This is a genomic window from Bacteroides mediterraneensis (assembly GCF_025993685.1).
Taxonomy (GTDB): domain Bacteria; phylum Bacteroidota; class Bacteroidia; order Bacteroidales; family Bacteroidaceae; genus Phocaeicola; species Phocaeicola mediterraneensis_A.
Genome location: NZ_DAJPEN010000001.1, coordinates 4243948 through 4266059, shown reverse-complemented (window position 1 = coordinate 4266059; position 22112 = coordinate 4243948). Strand labels below are relative to the sequence as shown.

The 22112-nt window shown below is 41.7% G+C and carries 21 protein-coding genes and 3 tRNA genes; 8 read left to right on the top strand and 16 right to left on the bottom strand.

Translation table 11 applies throughout. The features are described 5' to 3' along the window. Positions 1 to 63: 63 nt before the first annotated feature. From OIM59_RS18110 to OIM59_RS18100, 3 genes are all read right to left on the bottom strand, one after another. A complete protein-coding gene (locus OIM59_RS18110; RefSeq protein WP_299170707.1) occupies positions 64 to 384 on the bottom strand; it encodes a hypothetical protein in 321 nt (106 codons plus the stop codon). A gap of 70 nt (positions 385 to 454) precedes the next feature. After that, positions 455 to 715, bottom strand: a complete 261-nt coding sequence (locus tag OIM59_RS18105) for a DUF3836 domain-containing protein (RefSeq protein WP_072541498.1) — start codon at positions 713 to 715, stop codon at positions 455 to 457. Between the two features lie 263 nt (positions 716 to 978). Continuing rightward, positions 979 to 1374 (bottom strand): hypothetical protein, encoded by a 396-nt coding sequence (locus tag OIM59_RS18100; RefSeq protein WP_223804918.1) that lies wholly within the window; start codon positions 1372 to 1374, stop codon positions 979 to 981. Between OIM59_RS18100 and OIM59_RS18095 the strand changes: the two genes are divergently transcribed. Then, on the top strand, positions 1262 to 2254 hold the full coding sequence (locus OIM59_RS18095) for a sensor histidine kinase KdpD (protein WP_303898307.1): 993 nt from the start codon (positions 1262 to 1264) through the stop codon (positions 2252 to 2254). The genes OIM59_RS18100 and OIM59_RS18095 overlap by 113 nt on opposite strands. Positions 2255 to 2937: 683 nt before the next feature. Here the strand turns inward: OIM59_RS18095 and OIM59_RS18730 are convergent. From OIM59_RS18730 to OIM59_RS18055, 9 genes are all read right to left on the bottom strand, one after another. Then, complete coding sequence (locus OIM59_RS18730; RefSeq protein ID WP_367278164.1) at positions 2938 to 3024, bottom strand: hypothetical protein; 87 nt, start codon at positions 3022 to 3024, stop codon at positions 2938 to 2940. 444 nt (positions 3025 to 3468) lie between these two features. Then, a complete protein-coding gene (locus tag OIM59_RS18090) occupies positions 3469 to 4698 on the bottom strand; it encodes a hypothetical protein (protein ID WP_303898023.1) in 1230 nt (409 codons plus the stop codon). 26 nt (positions 4699 to 4724) lie between these two features. Further along, positions 4725 to 5684 (bottom strand): hypothetical protein, encoded by a 960-nt coding sequence (locus OIM59_RS18085; RefSeq protein ID WP_299170724.1) that lies wholly within the window; start codon positions 5682 to 5684, stop codon positions 4725 to 4727. A 220-nt stretch (positions 5685 to 5904) separates the two neighbouring features. Further along, a complete protein-coding gene (locus OIM59_RS18080) occupies positions 5905 to 6111 on the bottom strand; it encodes a helix-turn-helix transcriptional regulator (protein ID WP_299170723.1) in 207 nt (68 codons plus the stop codon). Continuing rightward, the gene (locus OIM59_RS18075; protein WP_299170722.1) at positions 6068 to 6586 is read right to left on the bottom strand and encodes a DUF2975 domain-containing protein; all 519 of its coding nucleotides are present in this window, start codon (positions 6584 to 6586) and stop codon (positions 6068 to 6070) included. Before OIM59_RS18075 ends, OIM59_RS18080 begins: the two co-directional genes overlap by 44 nt. Before the next feature lie 31 nt (positions 6587 to 6617). Beyond that, positions 6618 to 6800 (bottom strand): hypothetical protein, encoded by a 183-nt coding sequence (locus OIM59_RS18070; protein ID WP_204392061.1) that lies wholly within the window; start codon positions 6798 to 6800, stop codon positions 6618 to 6620. A gap of 85 nt (positions 6801 to 6885) precedes the next feature. After that, positions 6886 to 7542, bottom strand: a complete 657-nt coding sequence (locus OIM59_RS18065; protein WP_303898020.1) for an ATP-binding cassette domain-containing protein — start codon at positions 7540 to 7542, stop codon at positions 6886 to 6888. Then, entirely contained in the window at positions 7533 to 8474 is a 942-nt protein-coding gene (locus tag OIM59_RS18060; RefSeq protein ID WP_303898018.1) for a hypothetical protein, read from the bottom strand. Before OIM59_RS18060 ends, OIM59_RS18065 begins: the two co-directional genes overlap by 10 nt. 11 nt (positions 8475 to 8485) lie before the next feature. Then, a complete protein-coding gene (locus tag OIM59_RS18055) occupies positions 8486 to 9091 on the bottom strand; it encodes a hypothetical protein (protein ID WP_303898016.1) in 606 nt (201 codons plus the stop codon). 400 nt (positions 9092 to 9491) lie between these two features. On the opposite strand from OIM59_RS18055, the gene OIM59_RS18050 reads away from it, so the two are divergent. Further along, positions 9492 to 10829, top strand: a complete 1338-nt coding sequence (locus tag OIM59_RS18050; protein ID WP_303898015.1) for a sensor histidine kinase KdpD — start codon at positions 9492 to 9494, stop codon at positions 10827 to 10829. Positions 10830 to 10933: 104 nt separating this feature from the next. Further along, positions 10934 to 11635 (top strand): response regulator transcription factor, encoded by a 702-nt coding sequence (locus OIM59_RS18045; RefSeq protein WP_022354969.1) that lies wholly within the window; start codon positions 10934 to 10936, stop codon positions 11633 to 11635. 221 nt (positions 11636 to 11856) lie between these two features. Here OIM59_RS18045 and OIM59_RS18040 read toward each other — a convergent pair whose 3' ends face one another. The 3 genes from OIM59_RS18040 to OIM59_RS18030 form a co-directional block, all read right to left on the bottom strand. Then, positions 11857 to 12747, bottom strand: coding sequence for an Abi family protein (locus OIM59_RS18040; RefSeq protein ID WP_299173660.1), 891 nt, complete (start codon positions 12745 to 12747; stop codon positions 11857 to 11859). A gap of 272 nt (positions 12748 to 13019) precedes the next feature. After that, complete coding sequence (locus tag OIM59_RS18035; RefSeq protein ID WP_303898012.1) at positions 13020 to 14741, bottom strand: S41 family peptidase; 1722 nt, start codon at positions 14739 to 14741, stop codon at positions 13020 to 13022. A gap of 52 nt (positions 14742 to 14793) precedes the next feature. After that, a complete protein-coding gene (locus OIM59_RS18030) occupies positions 14794 to 15780 on the bottom strand; it encodes an adenosine kinase (protein ID WP_204434406.1) in 987 nt (328 codons plus the stop codon). A 79-nt stretch (positions 15781 to 15859) separates the two neighbouring features. Between OIM59_RS18030 and OIM59_RS18025 the strand changes: the two genes are divergently transcribed. The 5 genes from OIM59_RS18025 to OIM59_RS18005 all read left to right on the top strand — a co-directional run bounded on the left by OIM59_RS18025 (position 15860) and on the right by OIM59_RS18005 (position 17685). Further along, a tRNA-Asn gene (locus OIM59_RS18025) sits at positions 15860 to 15933 on the top strand. Between the two features lie 30 nt (positions 15934 to 15963). Then, positions 15964 to 16037, top strand: a tRNA-Asn gene (locus OIM59_RS18020). 29 nt (positions 16038 to 16066) lie between these two features. Further along, a tRNA-Asn gene (locus OIM59_RS18015) sits at positions 16067 to 16140 on the top strand. A 183-nt stretch (positions 16141 to 16323) separates the two neighbouring features. Beyond that, complete coding sequence (locus OIM59_RS18010; RefSeq protein ID WP_022354972.1) at positions 16324 to 17250, top strand: magnesium transporter CorA family protein; 927 nt, start codon at positions 16324 to 16326, stop codon at positions 17248 to 17250. Positions 17251 to 17256: 6 nt separating this feature from the next. Continuing rightward, complete coding sequence (locus OIM59_RS18005) at positions 17257 to 17685, top strand: hypothetical protein (protein WP_303898010.1); 429 nt, start codon at positions 17257 to 17259, stop codon at positions 17683 to 17685. A 67-nt stretch (positions 17686 to 17752) separates the two neighbouring features. On the opposite strand, the gene rpoC is transcribed toward OIM59_RS18005, so the two are convergent. After that, complete coding sequence (rpoC, locus tag OIM59_RS18000) at positions 17753 to 22039, bottom strand: DNA-directed RNA polymerase subunit beta' (RefSeq protein WP_299169899.1); 4287 nt, start codon at positions 22037 to 22039, stop codon at positions 17753 to 17755. Between the last annotated feature and the right edge of the window lie 73 nt (positions 22040 to 22112).

The window sequence follows — 22112 nt, the reverse complement described above, 5'->3', positions numbered from 1 at the left end:
TTGACACACGGCTTACCTTATTCTGAATTCATCAGACTTACTCTAATTTTAACAACAAATGCTCTATCGAACCTTTCTAATATGTTTAAGTAAAAAAATCACTATCAATGAGATAAATGAACCTGCTGAAATCCAAGCGATAGCAGCTAACGCTTTTTCCGGGTTAAAGAAATACCATAGGAAGGAATATAAAACAGCAAAAATTGTTGAAATCAACCATCCCCTGTAAATATTTCGTTTTTCAAAAATCATTCCTAGTAATAAAATAACAGGAACGAAAACAATATAACTTATATTAGATATATTGATATTCTTTAATAGGATTCCAATAACTATCAACATAAAAATTGATGCAATTATTTTCCAGGTTTTAGTCTTATCCATTGTATAACTTATATTTTTAGGTATATTGATAGAACATGCGAAACTTTTATAAGAGAGAAGTTGAAGGATTTTATTTGGAAAACTTCTCAGTATCCTTCAATATATAACCGGAATTTCTTTCATCCCACTGATAAGTATTCTTATTTGTAACCTCACCCTCTGCATTATAAATAAAGTTTATCTTATACAGACGCTTAAGATATTTACCTTCACTTACCGAATAGGCCTCAATATTTGTCACTTTCTTATCATCTGAGGATACATTATAAACGACCTTTGGTGTTGACAAAGACACTGATGCTACTGCTGAAACGATTAATTCTGCTATCATAATAATTTAATTTTCAAATTATACTTGATTTGTTATTTCTTATGCTGCAAAGGTAGGCGCAAAGCACAAGAGTTTATGTTATCGCTACGTTATCTTTAGGTTAAATACTATAGTGTCTATTTACTCCGTGAAAACAATGCTGTCCAATAATTATATGTCAATTTTCAAATATCTCTATATTTGCAATAAGCAAATACAATATATATGAAATACAAGAATATTAGCGTCTTCGTTTTTATCGGAGCATTTGCAATAATAATACTTCAAATATTATGGCTGTATAATACATACGTAGCTCTGGAAAATAATTTATATAAAGAGAGTAATTCCATACTGATAAAAGCGATAAGAAGAGAAATATCAATTAGATTTAAAGAAGCACCTAAGGGTACTGAGATTGTGGGTGTAAGTATTCCAGCAGATGCTAAAAAAAATGATTTGGCACCTGAAATAGTCAGTCTCAACGAAGGCTTGTCTAATATAGGCTTAAAGATGTCTTTATCAAAAATAGACTCTATAGCATCTGATATGTTTAATGACATTGATTTGCCATGTTCGATTTCCGTACATAAAATAAGAATTTCCGATAATAAAATATTATCTTCAAGCAATCCCAATCCAAGTGCTTTACCATGGAGGGAAATAAAATCTGAGATCATAAATATTACAGCAGACTCATCACAAGGTGTTCAACTTGTAATCCTAAATCCATACAAGTTTCTTTTCGAGAAAATAAATTTACTTATTATAATCACCATCATTGTACTAAGCTTTATAATAGCGTGTATTATTTTCCAAATAAAAATCATCTCAAGGCTGCAAGTTATTTTACAAATCCGCGAAGACTTCTCATACGCTATGATACACGATATGAAAACACCTCTAAGCACAATTATGATGGTGCAGGATATGTTGAAAAGCGGAAGACTGGAAGGCAAACCGGAGATAAAGAACAAATACATGAACATAGCGGAAAGCGAAGCAGAACATCTGTTTGCTCTCACCAACAAGATACTGACCATTTCAAAACTGGAGAACCATAAACTGGAGATGAACAAAACAGAAGTTGAGCTTACTCCAATAATAGAGAAACTGACAGAAAAATTCAAGGCCAAAGCACAGAAACCCGTAAACTTTATCATTAGCCTGCAGGCCAAAACAGCTTATGCCGACAAAGATTATCTGGGTGAAGCATTAAGCAATCTGATTGACAATGCCATCAAATACTCAAAGGAGAGTGTGGAAATACACATCACCACTGAAGAAAGCGAACGCTACACCATACTGAAAGTACGTGACAATGGTCTGGGCATATCAGAAGCCGACCAGAAAATCATTTTCCAGAAGTATGAACGCGCAGCGGCGGCAAAGTGCAGCCGCCGAAACGGAGCTTCAGGCTTCGGACTGGGCCTGAACTTTGTTGACCAGGTAATAAAAGCGCATGAGGGAAGAATATTCGTCAACAGCACAGAAGGAGAGTTCACGGAATTTACCATCTATCTGCCGCTTGAAACTCCAAATAACAAGCATATCCGATAAAACACAAGGCTGCTTATTATTATGGCAATAATATCATATACATCGAAGGTGCCATGTATATGAAAAAGACCGAGAAACTCGTATGCAATATAGACTACTGCAGCCCCAATTGTGTATTGCTTTATCGAATATCTGTTATCAATGCCATAGACGCATAATACCGCAGCCGGTACGCAAACGATACTGCCTATCACATCTGCCAGATGATAATCATTGATATGGTTCTCATATACATACGGACGATATGTGTGCGACAGTACCAGTCCGATAGCGACAATCAGAATGCCTGAAATTATAAACTTCAGTTTCAAATCATTCATTTTCATTAAGATTCTTAGATACAAGTTTTATTAATACAAAAACAGAAGGAAGTAATAATATCGTACATATAATAGAACCTTTATATCCAAATAATCCACCATTTATTAAATTGTAAGAAGGGTATTCTAATGTTATAAGTGATTGATAAAATGCTCCACCACTGACATTGAAACCAAAAATAGAACCTTGTAGCCAATTTCATGCACAATGTGAAATTACAGCCGTCCAAAGACTTCCGGTCAATAAAAAATACAGCCATCAAAAAAAACACCTAAAAAAGGATTAACAGCTGAACAGATACTCATATCAGGATTTGCTAGATGTAAAGCAGAAAATATGAGAGAGGTTATACTTAAACTTATCTAGATATTCAAACCAGACCGATATAAACGTGTCAACAAATAACCTCTTATAAGAATTTCTTCATAAAAAGCACCAAAAATGAACATTATCAGACTTAAAAATAAATCTTTCCAATGTAATTGAACTGCTGATATATTTGCTGAACCACTCAATATACAAATATTATCAGTCCGAGAGTGAATACTATAACAGTCCACAATATAATAATCTTAGAAAATTTTCTTAACTTATTAAAAGAACACAGGCCTAGTTCGCTTAAAGGACGTCTGTCTATGATACAATGCAAAAACAAGACAACGAAAGACACCATTGAACTAGACAGTATAGCAGACAACAAATAATATTGGTCGTTTTCATAACCAGTTGAGCCCAATAAAGACAAAGTGCATTCCTCTGCTATCAAGGCTCCAAAAAAGAAACCCAAAATTAAAAGCAGCAAATCACCCCAAAGAGGTATTCTATTTTTCTTTTCAATATAACACATAAACATAACCTTTTTATCCTCCATTATTTATTCAACCAAAGACAAGTTAGATACTTATCCTTTTCCGCATGATAACAAATATCTTCCTTTCCCCATTACGCTCTATCTCCAAAGCAAGGCTCTTTGCTTGTCGGATATATGATTCTAATCTGCCGCTTGAAACGGACATTATGTCGAATTCGATTGCTCCTTTATCAATAGCAATAACCTTATCACCTAACATTAACCCTGCTTTTTCTGCCGGCCCATTTATTTCCAATGCCGTAACACAAATAGTATTGTTGCGGACATTAAGGCGTAAACCGAGTGAAGGCAGCCCGTCTTTAATAGGCTGAAGTGCCCCATCAGTACGTTTTTTGATATATAGATCTCCATTAGCAAGTATGAAATTGATCTTTCCGGCAAAGATGTTGCCAGCAACATTTCTGTCAATCGATGGTATGTAACTTAACGTACAGTCTGGTATGGCTATCCCATTACAAAACATGGTAATGTCATGAAACTCTGCAATGGTATCGGTTAGCCCCTCTCTGCGATAGTTGGTATACATTCTCGGTGTTTGGCGTTTTCGTAGCTTCTCATAAACGGTCTTGTCTATTATGATGTCATAATTCGAACCCAAATCAAACATCACGTTCAAAGTATCGGTCTGTTCACTATACAGCTGTAAATCATTTACGCCTTCTTTTGCAAGAGTAAACTCTTTACTCTCATGTTGCAACAACTGTTCATTGTCTGGTGCAAACATGACTATTTCATTGCTATCCAAGTCAAATTTCCAACCTATGTTTTCCATGATGGCCCGTCCTAATACCGGTCTGTAAAGCGCATTATACATACCGTTATCTTTCGGGACTGACGTGAAAATAACTCCTTCCAATTTTCCATTTCCAAGAGTGATATCATTCACTTTATATAGTTTTGAGAAATAGACTTGTTTGTAGAAGTTAAACGTTGGCATAGGCTTTCGCTTCCAGTATTCCGCTTCATATCGGTCAAGAACTTCTTGCTTGGCAAGCGAAGTAGATGCTTGTGTATCAAATAAGAGTGTATCAGTATATTGATCGTTTACTGTAGCAACGACTCCAAAACAACCGTTCGGATCACGGATTATCGGGAAGGTCTGGTGTAAATCTACACTTATATTTTCAACAGCTTTGCTTTGTTCTACATTGAAGTTTCTAATCCAAAAGATTATGTAAACAAGATATATAAGCACACAAATAAATAGGATTGACAGTATGCGGAATATATAACGAAAGTATTTTTTTATCATATAATTAGAATTTGTTTTTTGCTCAATTATTCTCTCACTTTCAGATAGAGATCTTTATTCGGCTTGCCATGCTCATCAAGAGAATAATGTAATACAAAATTGCAATGGTGCATAAATTCGGCTCCGATATAGTTGGCATTCACAATGCGGCTGTTCACAACCTCGCAAGAATCAATCCGTGTTCCGGCAATCGTAACAGGGATCTTGAAAATAGAAAGTGTATCAGTTAATTCTTCTCCGTGCTTCGTGATTTCTTCTTTATAGTGAAAATGCGTTTTAAGCCGATCTGCAAGAGCGTTATTTATTTCTAATACTCCAGCATAACCCATATCGAGTGTAAAGCATACTTTATCATTTATTCCTTCAATATAAATCGGAATGGAATCTTCACGAAGACCTTGAGGATAATAAATCATACCTATAGTTTCCTTTGCCAACAGGTCTTTATTATTGGAATGAAAAAGTGTCATCATTCCAGTTTCTGTATCAAATTTCCATGTGCCGATAGCCAACATTTCAGTTCCGAAAATGCCTTCATCTATTACGTTGTATATTATATTATCCTTACTGATGCTGTTAAACATTGGTTCTTGTATGCATGCATCACCAAAAGAAATAGAAGTAAATGTATACAACTCAGGCGAATCTTTTTTCTGATAAGCATTGGTACTTTTAATAGGCAGATTTCCCCAGTATTCGCCACTATACGCATGTATGGAATCTTCTCGCATAAGACTCGTTGCTTGCGTGTCGATGCGGAGAGGTACTTTATATTTGCCGTTAATGACACAATCAATCAAAAACCACCCCTCTTCACTGTATTGAATTGGATATTGATAGCAAGCATTTTCCGGTAGAGTTGAACGGTAAGCAAGTGTATGTGAACTATAACGGACGAACGGATAAGCAAACCAAGCAATTATTGCACTGATTAATACTATTAATATCGCCGTGATAATCAAATTACGTTTTGTCTTTTTCTTCATTGCTTTATTTTTTTATATAAATTCATTGAAAAGAATTATCTTTAAGTTGAGTAAACAGGGTAATTTGTCAATATATATTTTACAACAAATTTGCTATATTCACTATAATAATGTTGCTACATAAAATCTATATTACAGATAAGTTCTGCAAGATAAATGACTTATGCTGCAAAGGTATGCGCTAGGAACAAGAGTCTATGTTATCTTTAGGTTAAGAGATTCATTTTTCTCTATACTCCAATATATCTCCAGGCTGGCAGTCAAGTTCCTTACAGATAGCCTCCAAAGTAGAGAAGCGAATAGTTTTGGACTTTCCAGTTTTAAGTATGGAAAGGTTTGCCGGAGTAAGGTCTATACGTTCTGCCAGTTCACCAAGCGAAATCTTACATTTCGCCATCATTACATCCAAGTTTACTATTATAGGCATATATGTCAGTTTTTAATCTATCAAATGTCAATTCCTGTTCTTCTTTCATACGTATCCCTATCTCAAAAATATAGGCTATAAGCACAAACATCATACCTAATATTATAAACAGTACACATACTTCAGTAGGCATTTCAAGAGGACTTAAATGAGATATAACACTTATCAGTACTCCAGATAATGTAGTTGAAATTCCTATAGCATTCAGGATACGTTTATTTACCCTGCTGAAAATGTTTCCTTTTCTTACATTATATACCATAACGTATGAAAGAACACCAATAAACATTATGGCATAGCTTTCTATACCCACTACGATGGCATGCCATATAAATGTGCCGCTATCATCTTTTCCCATCTCATAACAAAGTTCCAGTATATTAGGAAATCCGTACATAGCTGCGGCTATTATTGTTATCATAGAAATAACCTCGCAATACCTTACTAGTTTTTTATCAGGCTTAATCTTATTCATAATTCTATTTATATTAAATAGTCAAATTTGATTACTTCTTTTTTGTATAAACAACCAGGAAAATGGACAATGTACTAATAAGAACTCCGACGAGTATTCCAAAGGCTATTCCTATTTTAATGTTTCCAACATTTGCTCCGATTGCTGCACCGAGCATAAGGCCTAAGGCTAAAATCGGTCCACTGATCAAATAGTATTTATATTTATTGTTCATACTTTTTAGTTTTTCCAGTTATTATTATGCAACAAAGGTATGCGCATAGAACAAGAGTTTATGTTATCGCTACGTTATCTTTAGGTTAATGTTTCCTGTTAAGAATATCCTGCTCAATCTTATCTATTGATGCATGAATATATCTTTTCCGAATGGTATGATCATCCAGAAAATCAATCTCATCACACAGTTCATGTAACGTATTGATAAGATGCGATGAAATTATGACAGTCTTTCCTTTGTCCTTCAGTTCGCGTATGATTCTTTTAAGTTGGATACATCCGTAAAGATCTACCCCGTTGAAAGGTTCGTCAAGGATGTACAGGTCATTGTCTTGAAGGAGCAGGGACATAAGCGCAAGTTTCTTCTTCATCCCGGTAGAATAGTCCGAAGCGAATCTGTCCAGTGGCAGTTGAAAGACTTCATTCAATGAATCTATGACTTTAGTATCCATCTTCTTCCCTTTGGCTTTGATACAGAATTCAAGATATTCTTTTCCGGTAATAAGGGAATAGAAGAAGTTTTCAGCCGACATATAACCAACAGTCATTGGTGATGACTTCCTTATCTCACCGTCGTAATCGGTCACTCCCATAATGCAATTGAAGAGTGTAGTTTTCCCGGCTCCGTTTTCTCCCACTAGTCCGTAGATCCTCCCGGATTTGTAAGAGACGGAAAGGTTGTCAAGCACTCTCGTCTTACCGTATGCCTTGCTCAAATCTTTTATATATATCAGTTCCATATATGTTTATATTTTTTCTTTACAGAAAGTGTAAGGCCTATATTCAAAGCCAAATAAGGAATCAATACGACTGGGGTTATAATCGAAACTAAAAATAACGGCAACGGGAAAAGCAGCCAGTAAATTCCCATTACTGTTTGTGTCTCAAAGGAGAATCTTGCCATGCCCATATTCCACTGGTATAGCAATGTCGAAGAAAACAATACAAGACAGAAAAGTATAGCTTCTGTATCTTGTCTCAGTACATGCATAAGTACAATGAGCGGGAACATGGTTATAAAGATATTCCTCAGCCCTGATTTGACCAGTATCAGCTGATACATGCCGAAACTGTTATAGACAGAGAGTTCATGCTTCGGTGGCGTCACCATATATGCAGTTCCATGAATAGCTCCCCACAGTATCAGGCATACTTTACAGAGGTTGATATTACCATGCAGTACTCCCATGAAAGACAGAAAGAGCAATACCGCATACAGTGGTACTTGTTTCCGGAACATCCTTCTATACAGCAAATCCCCACTGTATAATAAAGGCACAGGCAGAACTATAGAATGAAACCTGACAGGGTGAATCCACGGCATAACTAACGCAATCAGTATGATAACCGGTAAAGAAATGTAATTTGCAGCAATTATCCCCGAAATAATAAACGGTAAACCGAGCAATAAATATTCTGCCGTAAACAATCCTTTGATTCCTTGCACCTGTAAAGACAGAAACTCCTTGTCTTTTCTGCTGTTATGATACAGCCAGAGCATAAGCAGATAACACACCGGCAATACCCATACGCTCGTTACTTTCGCAAAAGCATAAAACAGGATGGCAGCGATACCGATAAGAAACAGACACCGGAACAATCCGATGCCTGCAAGTATACGCACAATCTGTTTTAAGCGTAGATTCATATAGAGTAATAAACTCTCTGTCATAATCTCCTTGGTTATTCTTCATCTGATTTATAACTGCACAAAGTTTGTCCGCTGTAACGGCGCAGTCTCCATACAAGACTGGTTTCATCAAAGAAGAACATGATTGACAAAAGACCAAAGTAACATATAGAAATATCCCCTATAATAAAGCCCAACAACAAAGGGATATATCCACATACCCAATGCGCAAGAATATTAGCTATACGGAAATGAATTATTCTCATATCTCCTTTATAAAAAAAACGTATGGTATGATTTCGCTTATTATGTATTACTGCAAATTTACTATATGACCGAGGATTGATTATAATATAAACGACGGCCTGAATTAACCAGTTTAATAAAATACCACAAAGTACACTGGAGAATATTACATACCGGCCTTTACTGAAATAATTCTCTGATGTGACATTCAGACTGTCAATTCCATAAATGACAGAAAACAGCCACATCATCACTAGCAGGATAATAACGAAGGCCACAATGGTTTTTACATTTATCCGTTTAGGCTCCGTGATGTCTATCATCACTTCCTCACCTTCAGGCCCTCTTCCGTATGAAATCAATGCCTTCCGCTGAACTGATTCTTTATTAATTTGTTTATCTGATGTTTTCATCTTGATTATTTTTAATGTAGTTTTATCGTAAAACCATACTTAATATTGAAATAAGAATAGACAATATAAACAGTGTATATTTCAGTTTCTTATTTTTTATCATACAAGCTATTGCTATTTACGATTCTTTTTATACCCATATCCTACTTTTTTTAATGATGATCTTAACTAAAATCTGTATTGAACTTTCCACTTCTCCACTGGAGGAAAATCTCCATTTATATTAAATGCTTTTCAAGCCTTCCTTTGTTTTACTGTTGCAAAGGTAACCAAGCATCGGCAAACATTAAGTTATCCTTATGTTATCTTTACGTTAATACTTCAGTGTTTCGATTTATGTTCATAACCCAATTATTATATTTGCATTGAAAAACCATTAAAAAGTCATATAATATCATATATGGAGACTTCAAAACGTAAGAAAAACATATTATTCATTACCATACTGTCTGTCGTAGGACTTATCGGGGCTATGGCTTTGCAGATGATATGGATATACAATTCGTATGAACTGATAAGAAACGACATTCTGAATGAAGGTTATGCTACCATTGAAAAAGCCTTGGAGGAAGAGGGAAATATGAGATTCGGGCAAACTCCCAAAGGTACAAGAATTAAGAGTGGTCCAACAAACGACACAATTCCCCCTATGACATATTTTTATGAACGGCTTTCAGACATGGGATATCCGATGTCGTTACACAACCTTGATTCCATTACTGCTGAATTATTAATACAAAACGGATTAGGAAACCACTATTATATTGACATTATAAATCTAAGAACTGGAGAAAAGATAAACGGTATTGGTACTCAAAAAGAACCGTCCTTTATGGCTGTCAAACCCAAATACTTTCCTATCCGATCAGATTATACCCAGGTTGTCCAGCTCATCATAACCAATCCCAATAAGACTTTCTTAGAGCGTATGGGCCTGATGCTTGCCGGCACATTCATCATCATGCTGATTGTAATCGTATGCATCAGCTATCAGGTAAGATTCATTTCACGCTTCGAGAAGATTTTCCAGATTCGCGAAGACTTCTCATACGCCATGATACACGACATGAAAACACCGCTCACGTCCATCATCATGGCGCTGAATTTCCTCAGAAGCGGAAAGCTTGACAACAGGCTGGAAATGAAGAACAAATATTTCGACATTGCCGAGAACGAGGCAGACCACCTGCTTACCCTTACAAATAAAGTGCTGACCATATCCAAACTGGAGAACCATAAACTGGAGATGAACAAGACAGAAGTTGAGCTTACTCCTATAATAGAGAAACTGACCGAAAAATTCAAGGCGAAATCGCAAAAGACGGTGAATTTCATTACAGATATAAAAGCCGAAACTGCCTATGCCGATGCTGAATATCTGGAAGAGGTACTAAGCAACCTCATAGACAATTCCATAAAATATTCGGGTGAGAGCGTAGAGATAAGAATAAGCACAGCGCGGGATGACAGATATACCGTTCTTAAAGTTCATGACAATGGTTTTGGGATATCCGATAAAGATATTCATCTTATTTTCCGAAAGTATGAACGTGCATCAGCCGTTAAGCGTAACCGCCGGAATGGTGCTTCCGGTTTCGGCCTCGGACTGAATTTCGTTGATCAGGTGGTTGAAGCACATCACGGAAAAATATTTGTCTCCAGCATAGAAGGTGAGTTCACGGAATTCACAATCTATCTGCCGCTGGCTGAAGATAAGAACCCGATGCAAAATGGCTGACAAAGCGTTTCACAAGTAAAGACTGACGATATACACAAAATCTGTTTCTGAGATGCCGTATATTCCACATATTTCCATACATTTGTTTCATAATTGCAAAAACAATGATAAAACTGTTATTGGTAGAAGACGACAAGAATCTGTCATACATCGTACAGTCCGGCCTCCAGGACATCATCGGGGGATATGAGGTGATTACCGCTTGTAATGGGGAAGAGGGATTGGAAGCCTGGAAGGCACATCGCCCCGACATCATCATCTCCGACATTGATATGCCGGTGATGGATGGCTTTGAAATGGTGCGGCGCATACGGGCAACCGACGTGGATACCCCCATTCTTTTTGCTTCCGCACTTACCTCTCCCAAGGATGTCAGGAAAGGATATGATATCGGCGTCAACAATTACGTGAAGAAACCGTTCATCCCCGATGAACTGGATGCACATCTGCACGCCATCCTGAAAATGAAGGAAGGAAGCAAGACCCGCAACGAAGAAGGATTGTGCAAGTTCGGCCATTATACGCTGGACGCCGAACATGCCACACTCTATAATCACGAATCGGGCGATAAAACGGATCTTACCGTAAGAGAAGCTCAGATTTTACAGTTGCTCGCACAAAATAAAGGTGATGTGGTAACAAGAGAGACCATTTTGGGCCGTTTCTGGAATACTGACAAGGATTATTTTGCCTCACGCAGCCTCGATGTGTTCATCACCAAATTAAGAAAGCTGTTTGCGGAAGACCCTCATATAGAGATTGTCACCAAAAGAGGTACAGGGCTTATACTTATGGTCAATAACTGAGTTTATATCCTTTTCAGAGATTACCGTTCACTGGGAAATTGGCTAACTCTACTTATAAACTGAAAGAGATAAAATTGTCTTGTAACCATAAAAAAAGGACTACCCTATAGGGCAGTCCCTTATCAGTTCCTTTTATAGTGCAGTATGAAAGCCTATAGCTGACAAGTGCACTTTATCTGGGACAAAGATAAAAAGAATTTCTTTTGCCACCAAAAATTAACTTATAAATCATTTGGCCTGAATCCAGAGTTGTTATATATGATATCCTTCACAGTTGGATATGTAACACGATTAAATGCCTTTAACAACTCCGATTTCATCTCTGTAACTCTATTTTGTGATATTCTGCCCAAGAAGTAACAAAATACCTTATAGGCACCAACCAATATGTTCTTTTGATTACCTAAATACCCCAGAGGTCCATTGCTGATTGCTTCGGGAAGTGTCATGTCAAAAAGAACTTTTCCATGAGCACAATAATTCCTGAGTCTACGCACTGTATTGATATAATTTGAAAACTGAGATGGAGACTGCATTCCATAAGCAACTGAAATACCATGTTTCAAACCACCATCCAGCAGATTATCATATATGGAAATGACAACACCAAAACTCATATATTCAATAGCTTTCCATGCAGGAGCATATTTTCTTTTATGCGTTTTTAAATCCTGTTTTATCACAGGCTCGCTATTCACATCTTTAATGGACTTCTGAAAAAGGTCACTATCAATAAAGTCCTGCTTTAATACCTTTGGATTGATGTACCAGAATGAATCGTCCTTGTACTTATTCGAAATCATATAAATTAAAGTAGTCCTGAAATTTATTTCAATTCTACTTATATAACGCAAGAAAAGGTTTCTCAAATCAAAATCAAAGTAATAAAGCTTTATGACATAATCAAAATTTGTTCCCTCTTTGAATGTATGATCTCTTTGTTCCTTTCGTGGATATGTTTTCTCAAAGGGAAACCAATAAAAACCTAACCGATAATAACCGATGTCAGAAAGATTCTCAATGGCTTTCCCTTCATCGTCAATACTCATACCTCTTTCCCTTAAAGTCTCAATCTGTTCTTGTATAGTTGTGGCTGTTTTCGAACTTTCCATACGTCATATATTTTCTACAAAAATACAACAAATCTTCTTTGATAAACTAATGTGAGTTTTTTTTAAAATTTAGTATGGAACAAACTGTACATGAGACAAATAAAAACGCCGAAGCGTTTCAACTCAAACGCCTTTACGTTTTCTCCAAAACGCAAGGACGTTTCAATCAAAACGCAAGGACGTTTTACTCCAAATGCACTTGCGTTTGAAACAAAACGTCCTTGCGTTTTCCGGGCCTTTCCTGAAGGCCCTCCAGAAGCCCTTCTGAGGCCTTATTTCTTCGGTTCTTCCTTCTTGGCCGGTTCGTCTGTCTTTATCGGTGCCGAAAGAATTTCCCGGTAACGGACGGGATTCTGCAATACTTCGATGGCTTTCTCCAGGTCGGCATCGTCTTTCAGCCGTTCCATCACGGCTCCACGCTGGTAGAAATAGCGGGTCACGATTTCCTGTGAAAGATATTCCTTAATCGGTTTGGCGAAATAGTCCAGGTCGCGGTCCAGGTTGTGGTTGAGTTTCTTCTCCAAGGCCTTGAATTCTTCGGATGCTTCGGTCATGTAGCCCTCGAACTCGGCCACTTCCTTCAGGCTCTTCAACAGCTTCTCGCTCTGACGGTCATAAGTAAAATTACGCGACTTCACCAGTTTCTTGAACGCCTCATAGTCGGCATCGGTCAACTTGAAATCGTCTACCGAAGCCAGTGTGGGATGATCCCAGCAATATTGGGTGGCGTAATCGAAAATCAGGTCGTCGTTCATCAAATAGAATACGATGTTCGGAATCTTATCGCCCTTCACTTCGATGTCGGGACGGATACCTCCCCCGTCGCGTACCTCACGTCCGGCGGCAGTGTGGAATACGGTGGTCAGACTGTCGGGCGTACGGGCTACGGAACCGTCGGCGTTCTTCTTGGCATAGTCGATGGCTTGGATGCAACGTCCGCTGGGAATATAATATTTGGAGGTAGTCACTTTCAGCGTACCGTTGTAGGGCAACGGACGGATGGTCTGTACCAGTCCTTTTCCGAAGGTGCGCGTACCGATAATCACCGCACGGTCCAAATCCTGCAACGAACCGCTCACGATTTCAGAAGCCGAAGCCGTGGAACCGTTCACCAGAATAGCCAGCGGAATCTGGGTGTCGACCGGCTCGTTCTGGGTCTTGTAGGAACCCTGTGCCTGACGCAGCTTGCCTTTGGTCACCACAATCTCCTGTCCTTTCGGCACGTAAAGATTGACGATGTCTACCGCTTCCGACAAGGAACCTCCTCCGTTGTCGCGCAGGTCGATAATCAGCGACTTGGCGCCTTTCTGTTTCAGTTCGATGAAGGCTTTCTTGAAGTCCTTGGCTGAATTTTCGGTAAAGCTGGACAGGGCCAGATAGCCGATGCTGTCTTTCACCATGCCGTAATAGGGCACGGGATTGGTACGGATGTTCTTACGGGTGAGCTTGAACTCCATCACCGTGCTGTCGTTCTTCAACGGGCGCAGCACTTTCAGCACGAACGAGGTGCCCGGCTCTCCACGCAGGGCTTCGCTCACTTTCGAAGAAAACTCCTGGGGCTTCATGTTGCCGCGCACCATCTCCTTTCCTCCCACCGAGAGGATGATGTCGCCCGCCTTCACGCCAGCCTCAGCTGCCGGCATGCCCTCGGTAGGCTCTACCACCGCGATGCGGTCTTTGGCTTCATAGTAGCGGATGGCCGCTCCGATGCCCCCGTATTTTCCGGTCGTCATCTCCTTGAGGCTGCTCACCTCTTCTTCAGGATAGTATTCCGTATAGGGGTCGGTCAGCGAAAGCATGCCTTCCACCCCGGTCTGAATCATTTTTTCGGCATTCACGGTATCGACATAGAACATGTCCAGTTCCTTGAAAATGGAGTTGAAGATGTCCAGATTTTTCGATATCTGAAAATTGCGGTCGTCTTCCTTGAAACTGGTCATCCCCATGCCCAGCATCACAATGAAGGCTCCGGCCAGCATTTTTCTTGCATTCATACGTCGTTTGTTTTCAATTTATTTCTTCCTGCAAATAAACACATTATTCCGGTCAGACTTGCAGAAGTGCGTCAATATTTAACTTAATTTCGTCCCATTTCTTTCCGGGCAGGGTGGTGCCTACCTCCTGAATCACGGCCGTGGCCAGGATGGTGCTGATCTGCACGCATTTTTCCAGCGAATAGCCGCAGGTCAGGCCGTACATGAAACCGGCGGCATAGAAATCGCCGGCACCGGTGGTATCTACCACGCCCTCAATCGGACACGACAGCAGCTGGATGACTTCGGTGCCTTTCTTCACGAGGGAGCCTTCTTTTCCGGTCTTCACCACGGCAATGCTGCACTTGGAGGCGATTTCTTCCAAGGCCTCATGGGGTTCCTTGCCCGTATAGGCCCGCGCCTCGCTCTCGTTGGCAAACACGATGTCTACGTATTTCACAATCAGATGGTCGAAGAAGTCGCGCTCGGCTTCCACCACATTGTAGCTGGCCATGTCGAGACATACCTGAAGACCTTCTTCCTTGGCCAGCTGCATGGCCCGCAGCATCAAGTCGTGGTCTTGCAGCAGATAGCCTTCGATATAGAGATAATCATAACCGGTAAACATATCGCGCGACAAGTCGTCGGCATGCAGGGTGGCAGCTGCCCCCAGACAGGTGCCGAACGTGCGTTCCCCGTCGGGCGAGATGAACGTGGAGGCAATGCCGGAAGGCAGGTCGCAGGTTTTCAGCGCGGTTTTCACTCCCCGCTGCCGGAGGGTGTCGTCGAAGAACTGCCCGGTCTCGTCCTTTCCGATTTTCCCGATAAATCCGGGAGTGGCTCCCAAAGCGGCCAAGGCACTTACCGTGTTGCTGGCCGAACCGCCCGTGGCCCGGTGTATCTTCATGCCGGCGGTGGATTTACGTATCTCGGCCAGCGTATCTTCCTGTATCAGCTGCATGCTTCCTTTGGGCAGATGGAGCTTCTCCAATAAAGAATCGTCATCAATTCTCACCAAAACATCTACCAACGCATTGCCCATTCCTAATATTTTATCCATTTTGCTTTATTTTTTTTGCAAAGATATTGCATAATTCAAAATATCCTACTACCTTTGCAGCGCAATTAAGGAAAAACCTTCTTCAGTAGCTCAGTCGGTTAGAGCATCTGACTGTTAATCAGAGGGTCGTTGGTTCAAGTCCAACCTGAAGAGCTCCTTTTTTGAAAAAACATGTTTGAACCTTCTTCAGTAGCTCAGTCGGTTAGAGCATCTGACTGTTAATCAGAGGGTCGTTGGTTCAAGTCCAACCTGAAGAGCTCCTTTTTAGGAAAACATGTTTAAACTTTCTTCAGTAGCTCAGTCGGTTAGAGCATCTGACTGTTAATCAGAGGGTCGTTGGTTCAAGTCCAACCTGAAGAGCTTGAGAGTTCGTTTGCTAAAAACGAACTTTTTTTATACCCTAAAACGAAACGATATGGACGATTCTTACTCGCGAACGTATTATCATTATTTTAACCACTTCCTGAAGGAGTGTCGTGAGTAGATTGTACCTTACTCTGAAGATGCTCCTCCGGGCTTAAAACGAAGGAAAGGAGCAGAAACATGAGAAAGTATCTTTTTTGTGAAGCAGGTTTCGTAGAAAAAACGAACTGGCAGCCCAACTGCTGGATTAATGTGGAGTGTCCCGATGAGTCGGATTTCCGCTTCCTGCAAGATGAATTGAAAGTTCCCCGATCTTTCTTGAACGATATCGCCGATACGGACGAAAGGCCGCGTACGGATACGGAAGGCAACTGGCTGCTGACCATCTTGCGTATCCCCATGCAGACGCCCGATTCGAAGGTGCCGTATGTCACGGTGCCCATCGGCATCATCACGAACAATGAACTGGTGATTTCGGTGTGCTACTACTCTACGGAGATGCTGCCCGACTTCATTGAACATACGCAGCGCAAGGGCATCAACGTGCCCAACAAATACGAACTGATTCTGCGGCTGATTTACTCTTCGGCCGTGTGGTTCCTGAAATACCTGAAACAGATTAACAATGAGGTGAACTGTGCGGAAAAGGAACTGGAGCGGAGTATCCGTAACGAGGACTTGCTCCGGTTGATGAACCTGCAGAAGAGTCTGGTGTACTTCAACACGTCCATCCGTGGCAATGAGGTCATGATAGGCAAGCTGCAGAACATTTTCAATGAACAGGATTACCAGAACGCGGAACTGACCGACGACGTGCTCATCGAACTGAAACAGGCTCACAACCAGGTGAACATCTACAGTGACATCCTCACGGGTACGATGGATGCCTTCGCGTCTATTATCTCCAACAACGTGAACACCATCATGAAACGCATGACCAGTCTCTCCATCATCCTGATGGTGCCTACGCTGATTGCCAGTTTCTACGGTATGAACGTGGATATTCACATCGAAGGCTTGCCCCATGCGTTTGCCCTGATTGTCTGCTTCTCGATTCTCTTGTCGGCAGCCGCATTCGTCATTTTCCGGAAAATCAAATGGTTCTAAGCTAAGATGAAGTACGGAGTTTCTTCCAATACCCTGTTGCTGACGGCTGGCGTGGTGTGGCTGGTGGCGGGCCTCAACATTCTGCAAATTGGCCTCTCCTGCTGGATTACAGACACGCACTACTGGCTCCTGAAGGTCTGTGAGGCCAGTCTGGTGTTCCTGCTGTTCTTCTGCATGGTTTTCCACAAGCTCTACCGCAAGCATACGCAGCGTATCACTTCGGGAAAGCGGGAAAGGCATTGTCCCTTCTCTTTCTTCGATGTGAAGGGGTGGATTGTCATGGCGTTCATGATTGGGATGGGCATCACCATCCGCAAGGCACATTTGTTGCCGGAAAGTTTCATCGCCGTGTTCTATACCGGACTCTCTCTGGCACTCATTGCCACCGGAGGGCGTTTTATCCGGCTCTTCTGGAAAAGGAAACGAAACTGCTGACGCAGCATGACAAGCATAAAAAAAGCCGCCTCAAACGAGACGGCTTTTCTTTTTATATTCGGTTGAGTTATTCAACTTCGCTATAGTCCAACACGTTCTTCTTGTTCGCCAAGATGCGGTCGTATTCTTCTTTAGAACCTACCACAATCTTTTCAAACTCACGCTGACCGGTACCAGCCGGAATCAGGTGACCGCAGATCACGTTCTCCTTCATACCTTCCAGCTTGTCCACCTTACCGTTGATAGCAGCTTCGTTCAATACCTTCGTTGTTTCCTGGAAGGAAGCAGCCGACATGAAGCTTGAAGTCTGCAATGCGGCACGTGTGATACCCTGCAGAATCTGAGTAGAAGTAGCAGGCACTGCATCACGTACTTCCACCAGTTTCAGGTCACGACGCTTCAACATACTGTTTTCATCGCGGAGCTTGCGGGCTGTGACAATCTGTCCCGGTTGCAGGTTCTGAGAGTCACCGGCATCTACTACCACTTTCTTGCCCCAGATACGGTCGTTTTCTTCATTGAATTCAATGCGGTCAACTACCTGCTGTTCCAGGAAGCGGGTATCACCCGGCTCGTCAATCTGTACCTTACGCATCATCTGACGAACGATAATTTCGAAGTGTTTATCGTTGATCTTCACACCCTGCAGACGGTACACGTCCTGAATTTCATTTACGATATATTCCTGAACGGCTGTAGGACCTTTGATGGCCAGGATATCGGCAGGAGTGATGGCACCATCAGACAACGGAGTTCCGGCACGTACGTAGTCGTTTTCCTGAACCAGAATCTGCTTGGACAATGCAACCAAGTACTTGCGTACATCACCAGTCTTGGAAGTCACGATGATTTCACGGTTACCACGTTTAATCTTACCCATTGTTACCTCACCGTCGATTTCAGATACGACTGCAGGGTTAGACGGGTTACGGGCTTCGAACAGCTCGGTTACTCGCGGAAGACCACCGGTGATATCACCTGCCTTACCAACGGCACGCGGAATCTTCACCAGAATATCACCCGCTTTCACGGTCTGCTTGTCTTCAACCACTACGTGACCACCTACCGGCAAGTTATATGTACGGATAATTCCACCATTTTCATCCAAGATGTGCAATGAAGGAATCTTGTTCTTATCCTTAGACTCAGTGATGATGATTTCACGCAAACCGGTAGCTTCATCGGATTCTACCTTGTAAGTGACGTTCTCAATCACAGATTCAAAGTCAATCTTACCGGCAGCTTCCGTCACGATAACGGCGTTGAACGGGTCCCACTTCGCAATCAGCTTGCCCTTTTCTACGACTTCACCGTCTGAAGCATACAACTTAGAACCGTAAGGTACGTTGTGTGTAGACAATACGATACCGGTATTGACATCCACGAAACGAACTTCCGCCAAACGGCCTACGACAATCTTCACTGGTTCGCCTGTTTCTTCTACAGCATCTACTGTACGCAATTCTTCGAATTCCAGACGTGCATCGTTCTTCGCTACGATACTTGCATTGGCTGCCATGTTACCGGCGATACCTCCGGCGTGGAATGTACGCAGAGTCAGCTGAGTACCCGGTTCACCGATTGACTGTGCAGCGATTACGCCGACAGCCTCACCTTTCTGCACCATACGGCTGGTAGCCAAGTTACGTCCGTAACATTTCGCACATACACCCTTTTTAGACTCACAAGTCAATACGGAACGGATTTCTACGCTTTCAATCGGAGAGTTTTCGATTTCTTCAGCAATGTCCTCCGTGATTTCTTCACCGGCAGCCACAATCAGCTTACCAGTAGTCGGGTGGATGATATCGTGTACAGATACACGGCCCAAGATACGTTCGTACAACGTAGCGATTACTTCATCGTTGTTCTTCAACGCTGTACAAACCAGGCCACGCAATGTACCACAGTCTTCTTCATTGATGATGACGTCGTGAGAAACGTCTACCAAACGACGAGTCAGGTATCCGGCATCGGCTGTCTTCAACGCGGTATCGGCAAGACCCTTACGAGCACCGTGGGTTGAGATAAAGTACTCCAACACCGAAAGACCTTCCTTAAAGTTAGAAAGAATCGGGTTTTCAATAATCTGAGCACCTTCGGCACCGGCTTTCTGCGGCTTGGCCATCAAACCACGCATACCAGACAACTGACGAATCTGTTCCTTAGAACCACGGGCTCCGGAATCCAGCATCATGAATACAGAGTTGAATCCCTGGTCGTCGTTCTTAATTGTTTTATATAGAATGTCTGACAAGTCACTGTTTACGTGTGTCCAAGTATCAATTACCTGATTGTAACGTTCGTTATCGGTGATGAAACCCATGTTATAGTTCATCATGATTTGTTCGATTTCTTCGTTACCACGTTTTACCAGTTCCTCTTTCTCCTTCGGGATAATGATATCGCCCAAGTTGAATGACAGACCACCTTCGAATGCTTTCTTGTAACCCAAGTTCTTGATTCCATCCAGGAATTCACAAGCACGAGCCACACCCACAGCCTTGATTACGTTGCTGATGATGTCACGCAAAGACTTCTTGGAAATGATGGTATTCAAATAACCACATTCATCTGGAACCAGCTCGTTGACAATCACACGACCTACAGAGGTTTCCTTGATCATCTTCTTCACGATGTTGCCGTTCTCATCCAAGTCATTGGCAACAACACTGATGATGGCGTGGATATCTACCTTTCCTTCGTTGTAAGCAATCATCGCTTCTTCCGGTCCGTAGAAAATCAAACCTTCACCTTTGGCACCCTTACGCAGTTTGGTAATGTAATACAATCCCAGAACCATATCCTGTGCAGGCACGGTGATAGGTGCACCGTTGGCCGGGTTCAGAATATTGTGTGACTGCAACATCAACATCTGAGCTTCCAATACAGCCTCATTGCTCAACGGCAAGTGTACGGCCATCTGGTCACCATCGAAGTCGGCGTTGAATGCGGTACAAGCCAACGGGTGCAACTGGATAGCTTTTCCTTCGATCATCTTCGGCTGGAAAGCCTGAATACCCAGACGGTGCAATGTCGGCGCACGGTTCAGCAATACCGGATGACCTTTCATTACGTGTTCCAGAATATCCCAAATCACAGGTTCCTTGCGGTCTACAATCTTCTTTGCAGATTTCACGGTCTTCACGATACCACGTTCAATCAGCTTGCGGATGATGAACGGCTTGTACAATTCGGCAGCCATCAGTTTCGGAATACCGCATTCACCCATCTTCAGTTCCGGACCTACGACAATTACGGAACGGGCTGAATAGTCGACACGCTTACCCAACAGGTTCTGACGGAAACGTCCTTGCTTACCTTTCAAGCTGTCTGACAAAGATTTCAACGGACGGTTGGCATCTGTCTTCACTGCACTCGACTTACGAGAGTTGTCGAACAATGAATCGACAGCTTCCTGAAGCATACGTTTCTCATTACGCAAGATTACTTCCGGAGCCTTGATTTCAATCAGTCGTTTCAGACGATTGTTACGGATAATCACACGACGATACAAATCGTTCAAGTCGGAAGTGGCGAAACGTCCACCATCCAGTGGAACCAACGGACGAAGTTCGGGAGGGATAACCGGCACGATACGTACAATCATCCATTCCGGTTTGTTGCGGCCACGTGAAGCACGGAAAGATTCCACTACCTGCAAACGTTTCAAAGCCTCGTTCTTACGCTGCTGAGAAGAATCGCTGTTTGCTTTGTGACGCAATTCGTATGACAACGCATCCAAATCCAGTCCTACCAACAAGTCGTAGATAGCTTCTGCCCCCATCTTAGCGATGAACTTGTTCGGGTCGCTGTCTTCCAGATACTGGTTGTCCTTTGGAAGTGTATCCATGATGTCCAGATATTCTTCTTCAGACAACAAGTCGTATTTGCTTACTCCGTCTTCAGCCTTCACACCCGGCTGAATAACGACGTAGCGTTCGTAGTAAATAATTGCATCCAGTTTCTTGGTCGGCAAGCCCAACAGATAACCAATCTTATTCGGCAAAGAACGGAAATACCAGATGTGAGCCACCGGCACTACCAGCTGGATATGTCCGCTACGTTCACGGCGAACTTTCTTTTCCGTTACTTCCACACCGCATCGGTCGCAGACGATACCCTTGTAGCGAATACGCTTGTACTTACCACAATGGCACTCATAGTCCTTTACCGGACCGAAGATACGTTCACAGAACAGACCGTCACGTTCCGGTTTATAGGTACGGTAGTTGATGGTTTCCGGTTTCAACACCTCACCATAAGAATTTTCCAGAATCTCTTCGGGTGATGCCAGACCGATCGTAATCTTTGAGAAATTACTTTTTATCTTAGTATCTTTTCTAAAAGCCATACTTTCTATTTTATGATAATGAAGAATTTAATCAGGAAGAATGGGAGTCGATACCCCATTCTTCAGTTGAAAA

Coding starts and splice junctions, on each gene's coding strand:
- OIM59_RS18085 (WP_299170724.1), bottom strand. CDS start 5,684: ATGAAGAAAAAGACAAAACGTAATTTGATTATCACGGCGATATTAATA.
- OIM59_RS18100 (WP_223804918.1), bottom strand. CDS start 1,374: ATGATCTCAGATTTTATTTCCCTCCATGGTAAAGCACTTGGATTGGGA.
- OIM59_RS18040 (WP_299173660.1), bottom strand. CDS start 12,747: ATGGAAAGTTCGAAAACAGCCACAACTATACAAGAACAGATTGAGACT.
- OIM59_RS18075 (WP_299170722.1), bottom strand. CDS start 6,586: ATGAATAAGATTAAGCCTGATAAAAAACTAGTAAGGTATTGCGAGGTT.
- OIM59_RS18080 (WP_299170723.1), bottom strand. CDS start 6,111: ATGCCTATAATAGTAAACTTGGATGTAATGATGGCGAAATGTAAGATT.
- OIM59_RS18065 (WP_303898020.1), bottom strand. CDS start 7,542: ATGGAACTGATATATATAAAAGATTTGAGCAAGGCATACGGTAAGACG.
- OIM59_RS18055 (WP_303898016.1), bottom strand. CDS start 9,091: ATGAAAACATCAGATAAACAAATTAATAAAGAATCAGTTCAGCGGAAG.
- OIM59_RS18035 (WP_303898012.1), bottom strand. CDS start 14,741: ATGAATGCAAGAAAAATGCTGGCCGGAGCCTTCATTGTGATGCTGGGC.
- OIM59_RS18730 (WP_367278164.1), bottom strand. CDS start 3,024: ATGTTCATTTTTGGTGCTTTTTATGAAGAAATTCTTATAAGAGGTTAT.
- rpoC (WP_299169899.1), bottom strand. CDS start 22,039: ATGGCTTTTAGAAAAGATACTAAGATAAAAAGTAATTTCTCAAAGATT.
- OIM59_RS18110 (WP_299170707.1), bottom strand. CDS start 384: ATGGATAAGACTAAAACCTGGAAAATAATTGCATCAATTTTTATGTTG.
- OIM59_RS18060 (WP_303898018.1), bottom strand. CDS start 8,474: ATGACAGAGAGTTTATTACTCTATATGAATCTACGCTTAAAACAGATT.
- OIM59_RS18030 (WP_204434406.1), bottom strand. CDS start 15,780: ATGGATAAAATATTAGGAATGGGCAATGCGTTGGTAGATGTTTTGGTG.
- OIM59_RS18050 (WP_303898015.1), top strand. CDS start 9,492: ATGGAGACTTCAAAACGTAAGAAAAACATATTATTCATTACCATACTG.
- OIM59_RS18070 (WP_204392061.1), bottom strand. CDS start 6,800: ATGAACAATAAATATAAATACTATTTGATCAGTGGACCGATTTTAGCC.
- OIM59_RS18090 (WP_303898023.1), bottom strand. CDS start 4,698: ATGATAAAAAAATACTTTCGTTATATATTCCGCATACTGTCAATCCTA.
- OIM59_RS18045 (WP_022354969.1), top strand. CDS start 10,934: ATGATAAAACTGTTATTGGTAGAAGACGACAAGAATCTGTCATACATC.
- OIM59_RS18010 (WP_022354972.1), top strand. CDS start 16,324: ATGAGAAAGTATCTTTTTTGTGAAGCAGGTTTCGTAGAAAAAACGAAC.
- OIM59_RS18005 (WP_303898010.1), top strand. CDS start 17,257: ATGAAGTACGGAGTTTCTTCCAATACCCTGTTGCTGACGGCTGGCGTG.
- OIM59_RS18105 (WP_072541498.1), bottom strand. CDS start 715: ATGATAGCAGAATTAATCGTTTCAGCAGTAGCATCAGTGTCTTTGTCA.